Raw genomic sequence first — 17324 nt, 5'->3', positions numbered from 1 at the left:
TAGAGGGACTCGTTGGAGTCCCTCATACCTTAAAGATATACTTTAAAGAATTTATTTCTGTAACATTGTAATAGAACTAGCAATAATAGAAAGAGGATTACCTATGAAAAAATCTACATGGTTTGCTTTCGCTGCTGCTGTTGTATTGTCTGGTTTGACTGTATCCGGCTATGCAGCAAGTGCACCTACTTATGATGATGTATTGATTACTAAAAACCCTAAAGTAACACCTACATTAGGTTCCGTTGTTCTTGTACCAGTAGCAAGCCCACAAACTGTGGCAGCGGTACATGACTATGTTATGGCTTGGCAACATGCTAATGAGCGTATTGCGGAAGCAAAAGCAAAAATGGAAGCTAATGAAAAATTGACGAAAGCCGATAAACAATGGCTTAACTCCATGAAAAAACACAACTATGCAGATTACTTCCGCACACATTCCTTAGGTCGTGTTCACGGTTACGAAGTAGCGATGAATTGGAACGGTGAAAACCGCAACAAAAATGAGTATAACTACTTTGATATGCCTAAATACAACGAAAAAGATGGCTTTGTAAATAGCTATGGTTTCAACGTATTGCGCGGCATGGTTGATGAAATCAACGAAGTGATCCAACACCAAAAAGAAATTGGTGGTCCTATGACTGTGGAAGAAGCACAAGCCTTGGAAGACCAAATCCTAGCGATTATGGCAAAAGACCAAGAGCATGTAGCAGTGGAAGAATTGCGCCACTACATGAACGAAACAGTATGGTTCGCATCTAAACAAACAGTGAAAAATAAAGCCACTGATGAACCAAATCCAATGGTAGATCATGTAGTAGACTTGAAAAAAGCAATTAATGAGCCACAACAATAATTCATAGTTGTAAATACTTATTAGTTGTGTATATTACAAAAAAAGAAGAGCTATCCCGAGTGGGGTAGCTCTTCTTTTTGTAGATTGTTAACTTGGTAGAGTGAAGTATAGGAATGGATTTTTATAACAAGTTAGCATTATGAATAACACATCTAAATATACGGAAAATGTGATGCTTATTGAATAAATAGAAAGGCTTTTGTTATAATTATTTTGTAATAATAATAATTATTATTTCGTATATTTTATTGTTTTGTATATTATTTCGTAGTGGTAGTTGTTACTTATAAAGATTTTGTATAGATAGGTTAACAATTGCTGACGAAGACAAATTTTATAAGGAGACGCATATGAAAAAGCAATTTTCTTTATTAGCAGCACTTGCTATTGGCCTTGTATGTTGCGGTCAAGTACAAGCGGAACAAATGATGACATCTGCAGCAAAAATGCCGGCGAAGCCTATGATGATGCAAGAACCCATGATGGATACAGCGATGATGGATCAATCAATGGCTGACAAAGATATGATGATGGATGATTCTAAAAAAGAAGAGCCCATGATGATGGATCCTATGATGAAGAATCAAAAAATGTAATATGTATATAGAGCAATCCTGACAGGGGTTGCTCTTTTCGTTTGTAACGTTGGATAGATTAGTTTGGTTATAGTTAAATGTATTTTAGTGAGATATAATAGTTATATATTAGCTACATATATTGAAATTCACAAATATTTCATATATAATTAGTGTATTATGACAAATTATATTTTGTGAAATTAAATATAAAGGATGTATGAATATGAAACAACAACGATCTATATTAGTTGCATTAGCAGTATTAGGAACTATAGGTATTGGAACGGCTCATGCAGAGCGTATTACACCGATGGCAGCACAAGCACCAGTTGTGCAATCTGCACCACAAGCTGTACAACCGATGCCAGCGGCTATAGTGCAACCAACAGCTGCAGTAGTACCAACGAGTGCAGCAGCTCCTACAAATGTAGTTGCAACACAAAGTTCTCAAAAAACATTAGTAGCGCCAGCACCAGTAGGTGCTGATACACCTAAATACGGTCATCGCTTTATGTCTTTTGACGAAGCTCATTTACGTCACAATGGTAAACTACCAGATGGTACACCAGCTCAAACAGTAGATGCTCAAGCTGCTAGCCAAAGTGACTACCATGGTCCTCGTATTATGCCTGCGCCAGCAAATCCGCCAGTGTATATGGGTGGACAGCATATGAATGATCATCGCCATATGAATGGTAATCAGCATATGAACAATCATGAACGTATGCATAACGAACGTCATCAACGGACTGTGAACAATGAGGCTATGGTAGGTATGCCTAGCCCAATCCATGAGTTCAACACCATCGAAGAAGCTGTACGTTTCCTTGGATTTAATCCTCACATTCCAAAACTATTGCCTGCTGATTATACAATGGAAAGTGTTACGACTATTAATAAAGACATTTTACAAATCATGTATGTTGCTAATGATGGTAAAAATAAATTCTATCGATCAGAACATATTGGTGAAGACGCTAATCGCATTGTTTACCGTGTTTCTGCTACAGAAAAAGGTGATATTAGTGGCGATTATAACTCTTATAGTGTAGTACGCAGCACATATGTAGGTAACACGAAAGTGACTTTCAAAGGTGGCGAACATATGGTACGCCTCGCTACTTGGGAACAAGATGGCCAAAATCACTCTATTTCTTTTGACCGGGCTGTTACACGGGATGTGGCGAAATCCATTATTCAAAATGTGAAAGCTGTAGAAAAACACGGTAGCAAAAAATAATAAAACTCCAGAAAAATTAATACAATTGAAGAATTCCTATCAGTATGCGAGTGTATAATATACAGTTATTCATGCCTATTTTGCATAGATAGTTTTTAGTATAGAAATATATTGAAATATATTATATATTTTTATATAATAAATATATAAATAGTAATTATAATATCTTGTATGATTGTGGGCGGAAAAAGCTATGAAAAAAATAGGATTATTAGCTATATTAACATTAATTGGATTTGCGAGTTTTTCAAGTCCTGTAACAGCAGAGACTGTTCGTATTACACCGACAGCAGTAGATATGCCTCGATATGAACGATCTGGTTATATGATGCATCCTTATATGCACGAGCGTCACATGATGAATGACGAGTATGGTTATGGATATTGCTGTAGATAAATATCATTGCGAATACTATCTTTTTAGTGATAAGTATCGTATAATGAAAATATAAAGAGAGCCAATTAACGTAATTAGGGCGTTAGGATCATCTAGAAATGTACAAAATATGATAATGCCTAACGTGTAAGAGGATGGCAGTCCTCTATGCGTTAGGCGTTTTTCATTGCATTAGTGTATTAATGCGATAATAGTGACTACTGATAACAATACAATGATAATCATATAAGTAATTTCATGATTTGTCATAGTATCACCTCCTTGAGGAGATGAACCTAACTTACGTCAATAGCTCTCTTCTTTTTAAGTATAACAAAATATGTTTGACACAAATAGCGATATATAAGTTGAAGGGGATTTTTAATCTTTTATGGACTACTAATTGACACAACTCTATAGAATGCTGTAATATATTCCTATATTTATATTTAAGTCAGCGATGAATGGGTATAAAGGCTTACAGATCCTGCTTTCAGAGAGTTGCCGGTTGGTGCGAGGTAATAGAGGTTGTATGTTGACACTCTCCCATGAGCTTTGGTGGCGAATATTAGTAGTCATCAACGGTGGTTCCGTTATAACTGCAATGAGTCCCAATTAGGGTGGTACCGTGTTATGTAAATAACGCCCCTTTGAGCATATTTGCTCTAAGGGGCTTTTTTTATACCATTGTAAAAGAGTAACGAATATTAGTGGAATAGGTAAGGTGAAAGATATGGATCAAAATCGCATTTATTTCTTTGACACAACGCTTCGCGATGGGGAACAAACTCCTGGCGTAGCACTACAAACAGCAGAAAAAGTAGAAATTGCAAAAGGTCTTGCACGCATTGGTGTAGATGTTATTGAAGCAGGCTTCCCTGCTGCATCTCCTGGTGACTTTGAAGCAGTACAAACCATTGCTCGTGAAGTAAAAGGTGCAACCATTTGTGGTTTAGCACGAGCTAATGAAAAAGACGTACAAAAGGTATCTGAAGCATTGGCTGACGCAGAGCGTAGCCGCTTGCATGTATTTATCGCTACTTCTGATATTCATTTGGAATACAAATTAAAAATGACTCGCGCGGAAGTGCTAGAAAAAGTAAAATCTATTTTAGCATTTGCTAAAGGCAAGTTCGATGAAATCGAGTTCTCTGGTGAAGATGCAGCTCGTACGGATTTGGATTTCTTGTGCGAAGTATTTGGCGTAGCTATCGAAGGTGGCGCTACCATCCTCAATGTACCTGATACAGTGGGCTACATGATTCCTGCTGAGTTTGGCGATAAAATCCGTTACATTAGAGAACACACACCAGGCATTGAAAAAGCAATCATTTCCGTTCATTGCCACGATGACTTAGGCCTTGCTACGGCGAACTCCTTAGCTGCTGTGAAAGCTGGCGCTCGCCAAATCGAATGTACTGTTAACGGCCTTGGCGAACGTGCTGGTAATGCAGGTGTTGAAGAAGTAGTAATGGCATTGAAAACACGGCATGATTACTTTGGCGATTTAGAAGTGAATATCGACACGAAACAGTTTACTAAGCTATCTAAACTGGTAAGTCGTTTAACAGGCGTTATGGTGCCGCCAAACAAAGCAGTTGTTGGTTCTAATGCATTTGCTCATGAATCTGGTATTCATCAACATGGTATGCTAAATAATCCACAAACGTATGAAATTATGACACCTGAATCGGTGGGGGCAGAAAAAACAAGTATCGTTCTTGGTAAGCATTCTGGTCGTCACGCCTTTGAAGATCATTTGAAAAATCTTGGTTTCCAAGCTTTCACAGAAGAGAAAATCAACGATCTCTTTGCTAAATTTAAAGCTTTGGCAGACCGTAAAAAAGAAGTTTATGACGATGATATTATCGCCCTTGTAGCAGATAATTTGAATCATAAAAACGCCTTCGCATTAGTGCATCAACATTATGAATTAGGCGATCAAGGCTATGCGTATGCTCATGTTCGTTTAACTACACCAGATGGTGAAAAATCTGATGCCGCTGTTGGCGATGGTCCAGTGGATGCGTCCTTAAAAGCAGTAGAACGTGTGGTAGGGTTGCCAATTAGTTTGAAAGATTACCAAATTCGCGCTATTACAGCGGGTAAAGACGCCCTTGGGGAGGCAGTTCTTAAAGTAGAATATAATGGCCGTATGTATCGTGGTCGCGGTATTAGTACGGATATTGTTAAATCAAGTGTACATGCATATATTAATGCAGTAAATTCTGTATACCTAGCTAAAGAGCTAGAAGAGGAGGCACAATAATGGGTATGACCATTACGGAAAAAAATATGGCTCGCCATGCCGGGCTTGATGTGGTAAAACCAGGTCAAATTATTGAATGTAAATTAGATGCTGTGTTGATGAATGACATTACATTCCCACCAGCACGTAAAGAGTTTTTAAAAATCGGTAAACCTGTATTTGATAAAGACCGTATCTATTTGGTACCGGACCATTTTACGCCAAATAAAGATATTCAGTCTGCTACACAAGCGAAAGTGATGCGTGATTTCGTGCGTGAGCATAGCATTACGAATTACTTTGAAGTAGGTCGCATGGGGATTGAGCACGTTATCCTTCCTGAAAAAGGACTTATCGGTCCAGGGGAAATGATCATCGGTGCGGACTCTCATACGTGTACATATGGTGCTGTTAATGCTTTTGCTACTGGCGTTGGATCTACTGACGCAGGTGTAGCGATGGCGGAAGGTAAAACTTGGTTCAAAGTGCCAGAAACAATTAAAGTAGAATTAATCGGTAAACCGAATAAATGGGTAACTGGTAAAGATATTATTCTTGAGCTCATCGGTCGTATTGGCGTTGATGGTGCTCGTTACATGGCCCTCGAATTTGCTGGCGAAGGCGTAAAACATATGACTATGGCAGATCGCTTGACTATTTGTAACATGGCTATAGAAGCAGGCGGCAAATGCGGCGTATTCCCGTATGATGAAGTAACAGAAGCGTATATCCAAGGCCGTGTAAACCGTCCTGTAGAGCCAATCAATGCTGATGAAGACGCTGTATACCCTCAAACAATCGTTATCGATTTAGATAAATTGCAACCAGTTGTGGCGTTCCCACACTTGCCATCTAACAAACATTACATCGACGAAATCGACAAAGATATTCGCATCGATCAAGTGATTATCGGTTCTTGTACAAATGGTCGTTACGAAGACTTGGCGGCTGCTGCTGAAATCTTTAAAGGTCGTAAAGTAGCTGATTTCGTTCGTTGTATCGTTATCCCTGGTTCCCAAGATGTGTATGACCAAGCGTTGCGTGATGGCTTACTTGATATTTTCATTCAAGCTGACTGTGCTGTATCTACACCAACATGTGGTCCATGCTTAGGCGGTTACATGGGTATCATGGCAGAAGGGGAACGCACTGTTTCCACTACAAACCGCAATTTCCGTGGCCGCATGGGTCACGTTGATTCTGAAGTATACTTGGCTAGCCCTTATGTGGCTGCTGCTAGTGCTGTATTAGGCCGTATTGCAGGCCCAGAGGAGGTTTAATATGGATTTTGAAAGTAAAAAAATCTGGCGTTACGGCGATGACGTAGATACAGACGTAATCATTCCCGCTCGTTACTTGGCGATTGCCGATTGGGCAGAACTTGCTGAACATGCTATGGAAGACATCGATACCACTTTTGCACCTAATGTGAAAGTTGGGGACATCATGGTAGCAGGTAAAAATTTTGGCTGCGGCTCTTCCCGTGAACACGCACCAGGCGTTATTAAAGAAAAAGGCGTACCTGTTATCGTAGCGAACTCCTTTGCTCGCATTTTCTTCCGTAATGCCATTAATATTGGCTTACCGGTAATTGAAATTGGCGATCAAGTCGATCGCATCGATGCAAACGATGAAATTGGTGTAGACCTCTCTAAAGGTATTGTGTATAACTTGACGAAAAATGAACAATACCAAGGTACTGAATTACCGCAGTTTATCCAAGACATTGCGGCAGCTGGCGGCTTAGTGGATTTCGCTAAGAACCGTAAATAAGAAGTAACAGACCTTTCTAATGTGCTTTTACGGATAGATAGGCACACTACATACTCATAACTGTTATAGCAGACAGACACCCTGCTCAAACTCCAACGAACCAGGTCTTCGCCTACGGCGAAGGGTCGAAGTCGTTTTCGCCAGGGTGTCTGCCTGTTTCTGAGCTATGCTCTACTTTGTAGCGTGCCTATCTTATCTATAGACACTATGGAAGAAGGTCTGTTACACTCTGATATATAACGCTAACCTAGCGAAATCCGCTAAGCCCACCCGCTGCTGGCGGGGAGGGGAGCAATGGTTTTGTAGGATGATTGTAAAACTTATAGTAGAGAGTTAGCAGATTTTGCTAAGGGGGATGTATGAGTAGAGCCGATGATGCCCCGAAAAGGCCGACTTTAGCCCTTCGCCAGAATGGCGAAGACCTGGCTATTGGAGGCCGATTGGGGTGTCATCTGCGATAGTGGAATAAATGACGATTAGCTAAACGCTAATCGCCTTGTAGAGGTGCATAATATGAGTACAAAAAACATTGTGTTGATTCCTGGCGATGGTATCGGCACGGAGATTATTGCAGCTGCAAAGGCTGTGTGTGATGTGGCTTTCACAAAGGCTGGTGTCACAGTTAATTGGATCGATAAAAAAGCAGGCGGTGCATCTATTGATGCGTATGGTGTGCCATTGACAGATGATACGATTGAAGCGTGTAAGGCTGCTGATGCGGTGTTATTGGGCGCTGTAGGCGGTCCTAAATGGGATGATGTAGATCCGTCTATTCGTCCCGAGAAGGCGATCTTAGGGCTTCGTAAGGAGCTTGGTTTGTTCTGCAATTTGCGTCCTGTTAAGATTTATCCGTCGTTGCAAGAGTATTCTCCGCTTAAAAAGGAATTGGTACAAAACGTTGATTTTGTAATCGTTCGTGAATTGACTGGTGGTATTTACTTCGGCGAGCGCGAAGAGGCACATGGTGAAGGGCCTAATGAGTCTGCTTGGGATAAAGAAACGTACAGCCGTTATGAAGTGGAACGCATTATGGATATTGCTATGGAAACGGCTCGTAAACGCCGTAAACAAGTGGTGTCTGTCGATAAAGCCAATGTATTGGCATCGTCTCGTTTGTGGCGATCTATTGCGAAAGAAAAAGCTGACGCCAATCCAGATATTACGACAGATTATTTCTATGTAGATAATGCAGCTATGCAGCTCGTTGTGAATCCAGCACAATTTGACGTGCTTGTAACAACAAACTTGTTCGGTGATATCTTGTCTGATGAAGGTGCCGTTATTTCCGGCTCTATCGGTTTGTTGCCATCTGCATCTATGGGTACTGGTACGGCATTGTATGAACCAATCCACGGTTCTGCACCAGATATTATGGGACAAAATTTGGCAAACCCATTGGGCACTATTTTGTCAGCTGCTATGATGTGTCGCCACTCCTTGGATCTTCCAGAAGTGGCAGATGCTATTGAAAAAGCAGTAGAACAAGTCTTAATTGACGGTTACCGTACCGGTGATATTTACCGTGAAGGTATGAAGCGGGTAGGCACTACGGAAATGGCCCAGGCTGTTATTGAGCGTTTATAATAGACACATGTAATTGTTAATATAATAGTAATTATTATTAACTATTATTAACTATTATTTAGTTATTACCTAATAAAATAATTGTTGATAGAGTAAATAACTTTCACCAATGGTCTTAGGCTGTTGGTGAAAGTTATTTTATGTTTGAAATGGAGAGGTTTGCATGTTTCCTTATTTTTTATTAACTCTTTCTATCGTATTGGAACTCTTTGCTACGTCTATGTTAAAGTATTCTGATAGTTTTACGAAAGTATGGCCTACTATCGGCTGCTTGTTAGGCTATGCCATTGCTTTTTACACGCTCACACATGTGCTTAAATATATTCCTCTTAGCATTACTTATGCTACGTGGTCTGGCGTGGGGCTGGTAGCAACGGCACTCATTTCCGTATTTATTTTTCAAGAAGGATATAATATATACACTATTCTTGGCATAGCATTAACCGTTATAGGCATTGTGATCCTTAATTTGTTTGGTAATGCTGGGCATTAATGAATAGGATATATCGGTTATTGATTTAGTGGAAATAGATATATTCTAGATGATAATCAGTCTTGACATATAGTCCTTATAGATATATAATTTTCAATCTATAGGGTGTTATGAACGGCTTATGTATGTGACCGTTTATGTATATGATAAGACCTATTTATATATAATATGTGTGACAGTATAATAGTGATAATATAGACGTGAGGAGTAGAATGAAAGAATTTCGTCAATTAACAGTACAAGACACGCCAGAATATCATAAAGTATTAATTGCTGGTTATGCAGCGATCAAAGACTATCCTATTACTTTTGATGCTATTGATTTCACTGAAGAAGAATCAAAAGAATGGATTGAAACATACCCAGTGTATGGCTTATATGTAAATGGTGAATTAGTAAGCTCTATTACGCTTTGTATGCCTTGGGTTAAATACTCTACACCTGATAAATACCCGCATATTGCTCACTTTGTGACGGCACCAGAACATAAAGGTAAAGGGTATGCTCGTATGATGCTAGAATATGCAGAAGACATTTTAACCCATCAGCTAAAGACACCATTTGTTACACTTGGTACGGCACAAGAACATCCATGGCTACCTAAAATGTATGAATCCTTTGGCTTTAAAGCTTATGATAAAGTCCATTTTAGAGGTAAACAACATACAACTGTATTATTTAAAAAAGAATTATAAGAAAACCCCTACCGTCATTTCTATGCTACGAAACGCCTATAAATGACAGTAGGGGTTTTTATTTACCCAGTTTCTATGTAATTATTTAGTTACTACTTTAAGATCTACAGGAATATTCGCTTCTACAGTTTCACCGCCTATAACTTTTTTAGCTGTGTCCATAGCGATTTTACCCATAAGTTCTGGTTGTTGTGCAATGGTTGCTGCTAGTGTACCATCTTGTACTGCTTTTTCAGCGTCAGCTGTGCCGTCAAAGCCTACGATGAAGATGTCTTTGCCAGCAGATTTAGCCGCTTGGATAGCGCCTAACGCCATTTCGTCGTTATGAGCGAAGATAGCTTGCATATCAGGGTTAGCTTGTAACATGTTGGTTGCTACGTTAAGACCTTTTGTGCGGTCGAAGTCAGCGCTTTGTTTAGAAACAACTGTTAATGCTTGGTCAGCCACATTGTGGAAGCCTTGGCCGCGTTCACGTGTCGCGGAAGCACCAGGGATGCCTTCTAATTCGCCAACTTTAGCAGCGTTGCCTACTTTGTCGACGATCAATTGAGCTGCCATTTCGCCGCCTTTCACATTGTCGGAAGCGATGTGAGCTACTACTGTACCTTTGTCAGCAGAGCGGTCTACAGTAATAACAGGGATGTTTTTGCCGTTTGCCATTTCTACAGATGTAGAGATAGCTGCAGAATCAACAGGGTTGATGATCAATACAGAAACGCCGCTTTCCAATAAGTCGGAAATGTCGTTCGCTTGTTTAGCTGGGTCGTTTTGAGCGTCTACGATTTTAACTTTTAAGCCCAATGCTTTTGCTTGCTCTTCAATACCATTTTTCAAAGATACGAAGAACGGATTGTTTTGAGTGGATACGGAGAAGCCGATTGTGCCAGATTTTTGGTCGCCGCTGTCGGCGCTTTTACCACAACCAGCAACGAGGCCGATTACTAAGATGGCCATAGCTAAGAATGACAATAGTTTTTTCATGAAAACCTCCTAAGCTTTCTTGCGGTCTGCAAGGACAGCTAATAAAATAACGATACCTTTAACGACTTGTTGGTAGAAACTGGATACGTCGAGAATATTTAACCCATTGTTGAGGGTACCAATGATAAGGGCGCCAATTAAGGTGCCTACAATATGACCGCGGCCACCAGCAAGGCTAGTACCGCCAAGAACAACGGCTGCAATGGCATCAAGTTCATAACCTGTGCCAGCCGTCGGTTGTGCTGAATTGAGTCGAGACGTAATGATAGCCCCTGCGATGGCAGCGAGCATACCAGTGAGGGCGTAAGCGAAGACTTTCACCCGGTCGATTTTAATACCTGCAATGTAACTTACCTTTTCACTACCACCTACGGCATAGGTTTTGCGACCTAAGGAGGTGCGGCTCAAGATGAACCATAAAATGATGAAAGCTAAGAACATTGTAATAGCAGGGATAGGAATATTGGCAATGTCCCCTTGACCAAAAGCGTGGAACAATGGGTCTTGGGTGAGGCCGGAAATAGGATTACCGTCAGTGAATACCAATGTAGCACCGCGGTAAATCGTCATCGTCGCCAAGGTGGCAATGAAAGGCGCCACGCGGCCATAAGTAATAACAAGGCCGTTAATGGCACCTAATACAAGGCCTGCACCAGCAGCAATGAGGATGGCTAATTCGGGATTTGTACCTGTTACGATGAGCTGCGCCATAAACGCACTAGATAGGGCAAGGATAGAACCGACAGATAAGTCGATGCCCCCTGTGAGGATGACGAAGGTCATACCAAAGGCGATGATGGCGTTAATGGAAACTTGACGCAATAAATTGCGCAAATTAGAGAATTCTAGAAAACTGTCGTTCATGACAGAAATAATAATAAATAAAATGATTAGGCCAATGAGAGGTCCTAATTTTCGTACATATTGCATGGCTTTGCTGTCCATTACACTCCTCCTGTTGCTAATGTCATAATCGATTCTGGCGATGCTTCTTGGCGATCTAAGATGCCCGCTACACGGCCTTCTTGGATGACCATGACGCGGTCACTCATGCCGATGACTTCCGGTAATTCGGAGGACACCATAATGATAGATACGCCTTCGTTCGTTAATTCGTTCATTAAATCGTAAATATCGCGTTTGGCGCCGATGTCGATACCACGCGTCGGTTCATCCATGATGATAATGGATGGTTTTTTGCCAACCCATTTAGCGATAACGACTTTTTGTTGGTTACCGCCAGAGAGGGATGACGCCGGTTCGTCAATGGATTGCGTTTTAACGCCTAATTTCGTAGATAATGTTTCAGCAAAAGTGCGGAGTTTGCTTGTTTTCAAGATGTGGGATGGACATACATCGCTCAAATTTGGCAATGTAATGTTAGAACCAATGGAAAAATCGAGAATGAGGCCTTCGCTTTTTCTGTTCTCCGTAATGAAAGCAATGCCTGCTTTGATAGCAGCTTCCGGTTTCTTCGTTTTTAACGTTTTACCATGGATAGTAATAGTGCCGCCGTGGTGATCGTCGACGCCAAAGATGGCCCGCATAATCTCTGTGCGACCAGCTCCCATAAGGCCTGCTACGCCGAGGATTTCCCCTTTGCGCAAGTCAAAAGAAATATCGTGTTTAAAGCCTTTTGGTTGTAAATTTTGTACCGATAAGACTACGTCGCCTGGCGTTGTAGTCCGTTCTGGGTAGAACTCGTCAATGGAGCGACCTACCATGTGGCGCACCACTTCGTCCATCGTAATCTCCTCGATAGGCTTCGTTGTAATGGTATGACCGTCTCGCATAACCGTGACCGTATCACATTCGTTGAAGACTTCTTCCATGCGGTGAGAAATATACACGATAGCTACGCCACGGGCTTTCATTTTGCGCATCATGCTAAATAATGTCGCTGTTTCCCGTTCTGTAAGGGCTGCCGACGGCTCATCCATGATGACCACTTTTGCGTCTAACATGAGAACCCGCAAGATTTCTGTCATTTGTTGTTGGCCTACGGAGCAAGTGCTCGCTTCGGCTGTGAGAGGTAATTCGATGCCCAACTCTTCACAGAAAGCCTCAGCTTCTTTGAGCATAGCCGCTTTGTCGATTAAGCCAAAGCGATTTTTCTTTGGTCTCATTAAATAGAGATTTTCTAATAATGTAAGGTTTGGCCAAATATTCAATTCTTGGTGAATAAAGGCAATGCCGTTTAATTCTGCTTCCCGTGGGTTAGGGAAGGTCCGTGGGGTACCGTTGATAGTAATCGTTCCGGCATCGGCTTTGTGAATCCCTGTGAGGATGTTCATCAGCGTGGACTTGCCGGCTCCGTTTTCACCCATTAAGGCGTGGACTTCGCCTTTCTTAAAGGTAATGTTTACATCCCGCAGCACTTGGTTGGATCCAAATGCTTTGGCAATGCCTGACATAGTAATTTCCATAATAACTCCTGCCTATGGGCGATCGCTAAAAATACAATCAGCCCGTAATATTACATTCGCATACGGCGTTGCTTCGCCAGTACGAATGATGCACTTGCATTGTTTAGTGGCTTCTTTGAAAGCCTCATGATTTGTTTCAATCCATTGGAATGCGTCCTTTGGATAGGTTTCTTCCATATATTGGTATAATGCTGGATTATGGTCTTTCATTTCGACAGCTATATGGATAGCTTCCGTTTTCATATGTGTGGATACGATATCTAAGACTTGTTGAAAGCTAGGTACACCTAAGTCGAGGGCTACGTCGATTTTAAAGACCCCCTCAGGCACGGGTAAACCGCAATCTGCAATGCAGATTGTGTCAGTATGCCCCAAATCGGCTAGGACTTTCGCGATGTGGCTATTTAATATGCCTTGGCGTTGCATAGTAGATCTCCTATATATATTATATCTTTGAATGGTATATGTAATACATCATATCTCTAAATGGCTAATATGAATGGATTTCATTCGATGATTACGCATGTTCTGCTAGGAATGCTGTTACTGCTGCATGCGTAGGCATACCTTCTTGGGCACCTAACGCTTGTATAGACAGCGCTGCTGCCGCATTGCCGTAACGAAGTGCATTGTCGAGGCTTTCACCATTGACAATAGCCTTGGCAAAGGCACCATTGAAGGTGTCACCGGCACCCGTTGTATCTACTGGTGTTACAGAAAAACCAGGAATGATGCGGAACGCTCCATTTTCACCGATGCCGACGCCTTGTTTGCCGAGGGTAACGATGATTTTACCGCTGTGGGCGAGTACCGTTTCTGTTGTATCTTGGCCAGGATAGAGGGCAGAAAGCTCATGTTCATTAGGCGTAATATAAGTGGCCAGTTCCATCCATTGTGGATCGAGGTTAGCTGCAGGAGCTGGATTGAGGAGAACCTTGATATTAGCCGCAGCACAGCGCCTTACAATATATTCGATAGTGGAAATAGGAATCTCGTTTTGTACCATTACAAGGTCGGCTTGTTCGATAGCAGACCATGCATTGTCTACGATGCTTTCATCAACGCGAGCGTTGGCGCCAGGAATAACGATGATACTATTATCGCCTTCGGCTAATGTAATGTGGGCCGTTCCTGTCGTCACATCGTCTAAAGTAACGAGATAGTCTACATTAATGTGGTTATTGATTAAATTAGTGCGTATCATTTCACCATACGCATCATTACCAATGCAACCGACCATAGTTACATTAGCACCTACACGAGCGGCTGCTACTGCTTGGTTAGCACCTTTACCGCCGTGAGCAATATGTAATTCGTTGCCTAATATGGTTTCGCCTGCTACAGGACGCTTGTCTGCGAGCACGACAATATCCATATTACAACTACCTATGACAACAATGTGGTTCATAGTGACTCCTTATAGTATCTGTGATTATACGTTGCCTATTGTATTAGCATTAGTGCAACTTTTTCAGTTATTAGTATATACTATTTGGTCGCTATCTGCCTAGACTGTTTTCTCTATTTATGTAGGTTATTATTGAAAGAATGTATAGTATACAATTATTGTGTGTAAGGGGTAAGATTAAAAGTAAAATTTTGTTATTATAGGCCGATGAGAACGTACTCGTAATCTTGTCTCTGATCTAATAGGGAGATGAGATTAATTGTTTTAGTTTCTTCTGTAACTGTATAGAAGAGTATGAGTTTCTCTAAAATGAGTACCCGAATATTTCGTGTTTTTATTTCTTTTATATTTAATTTTCTACCCATAAAAGGATGGTGTTTTAAGTTTCCGATAGATTGCTCAATTCTTTCTAATACTTGATAGGCTGTTTCCCGAGAAAATTGAGTCGCCACGTAGAGAATATGTCTCTGAAGTTCGTCATTAAATGTATCGGAACGATTGAGTGTATAGGCATTCATTATATTACTCCATATTGTCTAACATGGCGCGAATGTCAGCAAACGTTTCTTCAACAGGTTTAATACGTCCTTCGATAATATCTTCTTGGCCATCTACAATGGAGGCTAGAATAGTAATTTTTGCTTTTAATGCATTATACGTGTTATAGCCTAAACTTACAGTATCACCACGACCGTTAACGGTAATAATAGCAGCTTCATCTCGTAATTGGAGTGATTTGGATACTTCAGGATATTTATTGCGTAAATCAGATGATGGTCGGATTGTTTCACGTAGCATAAGAATCTCCTTGTTGAAATTATGTCATAGCTTATTTGAATAGTTCTTACATTGTGTATTGCACACTATGCTGTACTGTCCCTATGATGTAATAGATGATACTACTATTATATCATTTATATGATATAATAGTAGTATCTATAGGGAGGCAGGAATGAAAGAATCAGACAACAAAGTAGCGCAACGATATAGGCAAATGATTGTAGATGCCTTTTTGCTGCTTACAGAGTCGATGCCGTATCAGGAAATTACGGTACTTCGCATTGTACAGGAAGCGGATGTATCAAGGCAAACCTTTTATCGCCATTTTAAAACAAAGGAAGATATATTAGCTTCTATTATGGATCGGCTTATTAGAGAAGTGAATCATCGTTTGCATACATCTTCTATTATTACACTACAATCTGCATTAGTGGAGTATTTCACATTTTGGCAGCATAATAGAAACTATCTTCGCATTATTTATGAAGGTCAGATTGAAGCATGGTTACTTGTTAAATATAATGAAGCTATGCGAGACCAGTTTTGTATGTTAAGTCATCAGTTTATAGACTTGGATAAGCGAGAATTTCACCTTATGATGTCCTTTCTTATTGGTGGGTTATATCAACTCAAAAGGGATTGGTATGAACGAGGTTTTAAAGAGGCACCTGAAGAATTGGCGGCGTTAGTAGCTAACATGATACGGACTAAATAAAGAAAAGGCATGTAGTGGACATAAACACTACATGCCTTTTAATTTAATCTACATAACGTCCTTCCGTGGAGCGTTTATGCGTTTTGTTAAGAAAATTTTCGTCTAAATTGGCAATACCTGTACGTAAATCAGATAACATCTTATTTTTATCTTGTGGCAAGATACCTGCAATTGGTACAGCATTTGATGTATGCATGCCTAGTATATAGGTATTGTCGAGATGGAGTGAATTAATGAGTCGCTCTTCTTCCATGAGTACGTCCCCTGCAGTGCCTTCGGTGAGTTCGCCTCGCTGCACCATATCGTGTAATGGACTGCCAGGAGTAACAAAAAGCGTCATAAGAAATACCATCCATGGGTTTATCCGGTTAATGATGGCTGCTGTATCATCGATATGTTCTTTAGAGTATTCAAGGCCGCCACCGCCCATAATAACGTTCATACAAAAATCATAGCCAAATGTTTTGAGGCGCATCAATTGTTCTTCCGATTCTGCTGCCGTATTGCCTTTAGTGAAAAGGGAGAGAACCTTGTCGTTACCACTTTCAAAACCAACATTCATACCGTTGAACCGAAGGTCGCGAAGTGCCTTGAGCTCATCGTCAGTTTTACGTGCAATGCTTTGAATGGTGGCGTATGATGCGATATCTTCTACTTCAGGAAAAATATCAATAATCATTTCGCCAATTTCTTTTAATTTGTCGAACCCTAATGTAAAAGCGTCACCATTGAGCAGAAAAATGCGACGTACGGAACGATACATTTGGCGAGCTTCCAATAAATCACTTTTGATTTGCTCTATAGACTCCATCATAAATGGCACGTCTCGATACATAGTGCAGAAACTACAATTATTGTGACTACAACCTTGTGTTACTTGGATTAAAAGTGAATTAGCTTCGTATGGTGGGCGATACGTCGTACCTGTATATTTCATAAAAACCTCCTTGTTATTAATAAGGCTATTGTAATGTAGAAATCGGAGAAGCTCAATGTATGTAGATACAAGTGATACACTTTGGATGTGTTGTCACAGTATGGGTGTGACAACTGAAGAGAAGTGTCTAACTTGATCTTGGTATATTGAAATTTGTGAATATGGGTGTTATACTAGGGAACAGTTAGAGAGTGTGTATCCTAACTTAGCTAACATACACGATGAATTAGC

19 protein-coding genes and 1 other annotated feature are annotated in these 17324 nt (G+C 40.6%); of the genes, 11 read left to right on the top strand and 8 right to left on the bottom strand.

Annotated features, from left to right (window positions below; genetic code table 11):
- Nucleotides 1–103 precede the first annotated feature (103 nt).
- The 10 genes from NFR29_RS03750 to NFR29_RS03705 all read left to right on the top strand — a co-directional run bounded on the left by NFR29_RS03750 (nt 104) and on the right by NFR29_RS03705 (nt 9846).
- Nucleotides 104–859, top strand: coding sequence for a hypothetical protein (locus NFR29_RS03750; protein ID WP_251423453.1), 756 nt, complete (start codon nt 104–106; stop codon nt 857–859).
- Nucleotides 860–1209: 350 nt separating this feature from the next.
- Nucleotides 1210–1455, top strand: coding sequence for a hypothetical protein (locus tag NFR29_RS03745; protein WP_251423451.1), 246 nt, complete (start codon nt 1210–1212; stop codon nt 1453–1455).
- A gap of 205 nt (nt 1456–1660) precedes the next feature.
- Nucleotides 1661–2677 (top strand): RodZ family helix-turn-helix domain-containing protein, encoded by a 1017-nt coding sequence (locus tag NFR29_RS03740; protein ID WP_251423448.1) that lies wholly within the window; start codon nt 1661–1663, stop codon nt 2675–2677.
- A gap of 193 nt (nt 2678–2870) precedes the next feature.
- Nucleotides 2871–3074, top strand: a complete 204-nt coding sequence (locus tag NFR29_RS03735; protein WP_251423445.1) for a hypothetical protein — start codon at nt 2871–2873, stop codon at nt 3072–3074.
- A 430-nt stretch (nt 3075–3504) separates the two neighbouring features.
- Nucleotides 3505–3706: a binding site (T-box leader), on the top strand.
- 80 nt (nt 3707–3786) lie between these two features.
- On the top strand, nt 3787–5322 hold the full coding sequence (locus NFR29_RS03730) for a 2-isopropylmalate synthase (RefSeq protein WP_251423442.1): 1536 nt from the start codon (nt 3787–3789) through the stop codon (nt 5320–5322).
- Nucleotides 5322–6581 carry a 3-isopropylmalate dehydratase large subunit gene (gene leuC, locus NFR29_RS03725; protein ID WP_251423439.1) on the top strand — a complete coding sequence of 420 codons (1260 nt, stop codon included), beginning with the start codon at nt 5322–5324 and terminating at the stop codon, nt 6579–6581. Before NFR29_RS03730 ends, leuC begins: the two co-directional genes overlap by 1 nt.
- A 1-nt stretch (nt 6582) precedes the next feature.
- The gene (locus NFR29_RS03720) at nt 6583–7074 is read left to right on the top strand and encodes a 3-isopropylmalate dehydratase small subunit (protein ID WP_251423436.1); all 492 of its coding nucleotides are present in this window, start codon (nt 6583–6585) and stop codon (nt 7072–7074) included.
- Nucleotides 7075–7587: 513 nt separating this feature from the next.
- Nucleotides 7588–8658 (top strand): 3-isopropylmalate dehydrogenase, encoded by a 1071-nt coding sequence (leuB, locus tag NFR29_RS03715; protein ID WP_251423434.1) that lies wholly within the window; start codon nt 7588–7590, stop codon nt 8656–8658.
- A gap of 163 nt (nt 8659–8821) precedes the next feature.
- A complete protein-coding gene (locus NFR29_RS03710; RefSeq protein WP_251423430.1) occupies nt 8822–9151 on the top strand; it encodes a DMT family transporter in 330 nt (109 codons plus the stop codon).
- A gap of 212 nt (nt 9152–9363) precedes the next feature.
- Entirely contained in the window at nt 9364–9846 is a 483-nt protein-coding gene (locus tag NFR29_RS03705) for a GNAT family N-acetyltransferase (RefSeq protein ID WP_251423429.1), read from the top strand.
- Nucleotides 9847–9927: 81 nt separating this feature from the next.
- Here the strand turns inward: NFR29_RS03705 and rbsB are convergent, their stop codons facing one another.
- From rbsB to NFR29_RS03670, 7 genes are all read right to left on the bottom strand, one after another.
- Nucleotides 9928–10827 carry a ribose ABC transporter substrate-binding protein RbsB gene (gene rbsB / locus NFR29_RS03700; protein WP_251423426.1) on the bottom strand — a complete coding sequence of 300 codons (900 nt, stop codon included), beginning with the start codon at nt 10825–10827 and terminating at the stop codon, nt 9928–9930.
- Between the two features lie 9 nt (nt 10828–10836).
- Nucleotides 10837–11772 carry an ABC transporter permease gene (locus NFR29_RS03695; RefSeq protein WP_251423423.1) on the bottom strand — a complete coding sequence of 312 codons (936 nt, stop codon included), beginning with the start codon at nt 11770–11772 and terminating at the stop codon, nt 10837–10839.
- Nucleotides 11772–13253, bottom strand: a complete 1482-nt coding sequence (locus NFR29_RS03690; protein WP_251423420.1) for a sugar ABC transporter ATP-binding protein — start codon at nt 13251–13253, stop codon at nt 11772–11774. Before NFR29_RS03690 ends, NFR29_RS03695 begins: the two co-directional genes overlap by 1 nt.
- Before the next feature lie 12 nt (nt 13254–13265).
- The gene (gene rbsD, locus NFR29_RS03685; RefSeq protein WP_251423417.1) at nt 13266–13679 is read right to left on the bottom strand and encodes a D-ribose pyranase; all 414 of its coding nucleotides are present in this window, start codon (nt 13677–13679) and stop codon (nt 13266–13268) included.
- 91 nt (nt 13680–13770) lie between these two features.
- Complete coding sequence (gene rbsK / locus NFR29_RS03680) at nt 13771–14661, bottom strand: ribokinase (RefSeq protein ID WP_251423415.1); 891 nt, start codon at nt 14659–14661, stop codon at nt 13771–13773.
- Nucleotides 14662–14858: 197 nt separating this feature from the next.
- Nucleotides 14859–15179, bottom strand: coding sequence for a type II toxin-antitoxin system RelE/ParE family toxin (locus NFR29_RS03675; RefSeq protein WP_251423412.1), 321 nt, complete (start codon nt 15177–15179; stop codon nt 14859–14861).
- A 4-nt stretch (nt 15180–15183) separates the two neighbouring features.
- Complete coding sequence (locus tag NFR29_RS03670; RefSeq protein WP_251423410.1) at nt 15184–15459, bottom strand: type II toxin-antitoxin system Phd/YefM family antitoxin; 276 nt, start codon at nt 15457–15459, stop codon at nt 15184–15186.
- 154 nt (nt 15460–15613) lie between these two features.
- Between NFR29_RS03670 and NFR29_RS03665 the strand changes: the two genes are divergently transcribed.
- Nucleotides 15614–16156 (top strand): TetR/AcrR family transcriptional regulator, encoded by a 543-nt coding sequence (locus NFR29_RS03665; protein WP_251423407.1) that lies wholly within the window; start codon nt 15614–15616, stop codon nt 16154–16156.
- Nucleotides 16157–16199: 43 nt separating this feature from the next.
- Here the strand turns inward: NFR29_RS03665 and NFR29_RS03660 are convergent, their stop codons facing one another.
- Nucleotides 16200–17093, bottom strand: coding sequence for a radical SAM protein (locus NFR29_RS03660; RefSeq protein ID WP_251423404.1), 894 nt, complete (start codon nt 17091–17093; stop codon nt 16200–16202).
- Nucleotides 17094–17324 lie beyond the last annotated feature (231 nt).

This window comes from Veillonella agrestimuris (assembly GCF_943193065.1).
GTDB classification, from domain to species: Bacteria; Bacillota; Negativicutes; order Veillonellales; family Veillonellaceae; genus Veillonella; species Veillonella agrestimuris.
This window is presented reverse-complemented; position numbering and strand designations above follow the sequence as displayed.

What these genes read in the sequence shown, in the direction of transcription:
- NFR29_RS03695 (WP_251423423.1), bottom strand. Translation starts at nt 11,772, where the DNA reads ATGGACAGCAAAGCCATGCAATATGTACGAAAATTAGGACCTCTCATT.
- leuB (WP_251423434.1), top strand. Translation starts at nt 7,588, where the DNA reads ATGAGTACAAAAAACATTGTGTTGATTCCTGGCGATGGTATCGGCACG.
- NFR29_RS03735 (WP_251423445.1), top strand. Translation starts at nt 2,871, where the DNA reads ATGAAAAAAATAGGATTATTAGCTATATTAACATTAATTGGATTTGCG.
- NFR29_RS03670 (WP_251423410.1), bottom strand. Translation starts at nt 15,459, where the DNA reads ATGCTACGTGAAACAATCCGACCATCATCTGATTTACGCAATAAATAT.
- NFR29_RS03665 (WP_251423407.1), top strand. Translation starts at nt 15,614, where the DNA reads ATGAAAGAATCAGACAACAAAGTAGCGCAACGATATAGGCAAATGATT.
- NFR29_RS03710 (WP_251423430.1), top strand. Translation starts at nt 8,822, where the DNA reads ATGTTTCCTTATTTTTTATTAACTCTTTCTATCGTATTGGAACTCTTT.
- NFR29_RS03660 (WP_251423404.1), bottom strand. Translation starts at nt 17,093, where the DNA reads ATGAAATATACAGGTACGACGTATCGCCCACCATACGAAGCTAATTCA.
- NFR29_RS03675 (WP_251423412.1), bottom strand. Translation starts at nt 15,179, where the DNA reads ATGAATGCCTATACACTCAATCGTTCCGATACATTTAATGACGAACTT.
- NFR29_RS03690 (WP_251423420.1), bottom strand. Translation starts at nt 13,253, where the DNA reads ATGGAAATTACTATGTCAGGCATTGCCAAAGCATTTGGATCCAACCAA.
- rbsB (WP_251423426.1), bottom strand. Translation starts at nt 10,827, where the DNA reads ATGAAAAAACTATTGTCATTCTTAGCTATGGCCATCTTAGTAATCGGC.
- NFR29_RS03740 (WP_251423448.1), top strand. Translation starts at nt 1,661, where the DNA reads ATGAAACAACAACGATCTATATTAGTTGCATTAGCAGTATTAGGAACT.
- NFR29_RS03705 (WP_251423429.1), top strand. Translation starts at nt 9,364, where the DNA reads ATGAAAGAATTTCGTCAATTAACAGTACAAGACACGCCAGAATATCAT.
- rbsK (WP_251423415.1), bottom strand. Translation starts at nt 14,661, where the DNA reads ATGAACCACATTGTTGTCATAGGTAGTTGTAATATGGATATTGTCGTG.
- leuC (WP_251423439.1), top strand. Translation starts at nt 5,322, where the DNA reads ATGGGTATGACCATTACGGAAAAAAATATGGCTCGCCATGCCGGGCTT.
- rbsD (WP_251423417.1), bottom strand. Translation starts at nt 13,679, where the DNA reads ATGCAACGCCAAGGCATATTAAATAGCCACATCGCGAAAGTCCTAGCC.
- NFR29_RS03750 (WP_251423453.1), top strand. Translation starts at nt 104, where the DNA reads ATGAAAAAATCTACATGGTTTGCTTTCGCTGCTGCTGTTGTATTGTCT.
- NFR29_RS03720 (WP_251423436.1), top strand. Translation starts at nt 6,583, where the DNA reads ATGGATTTTGAAAGTAAAAAAATCTGGCGTTACGGCGATGACGTAGAT.
- NFR29_RS03730 (WP_251423442.1), top strand. Translation starts at nt 3,787, where the DNA reads ATGGATCAAAATCGCATTTATTTCTTTGACACAACGCTTCGCGATGGG.
- NFR29_RS03745 (WP_251423451.1), top strand. Translation starts at nt 1,210, where the DNA reads ATGAAAAAGCAATTTTCTTTATTAGCAGCACTTGCTATTGGCCTTGTA.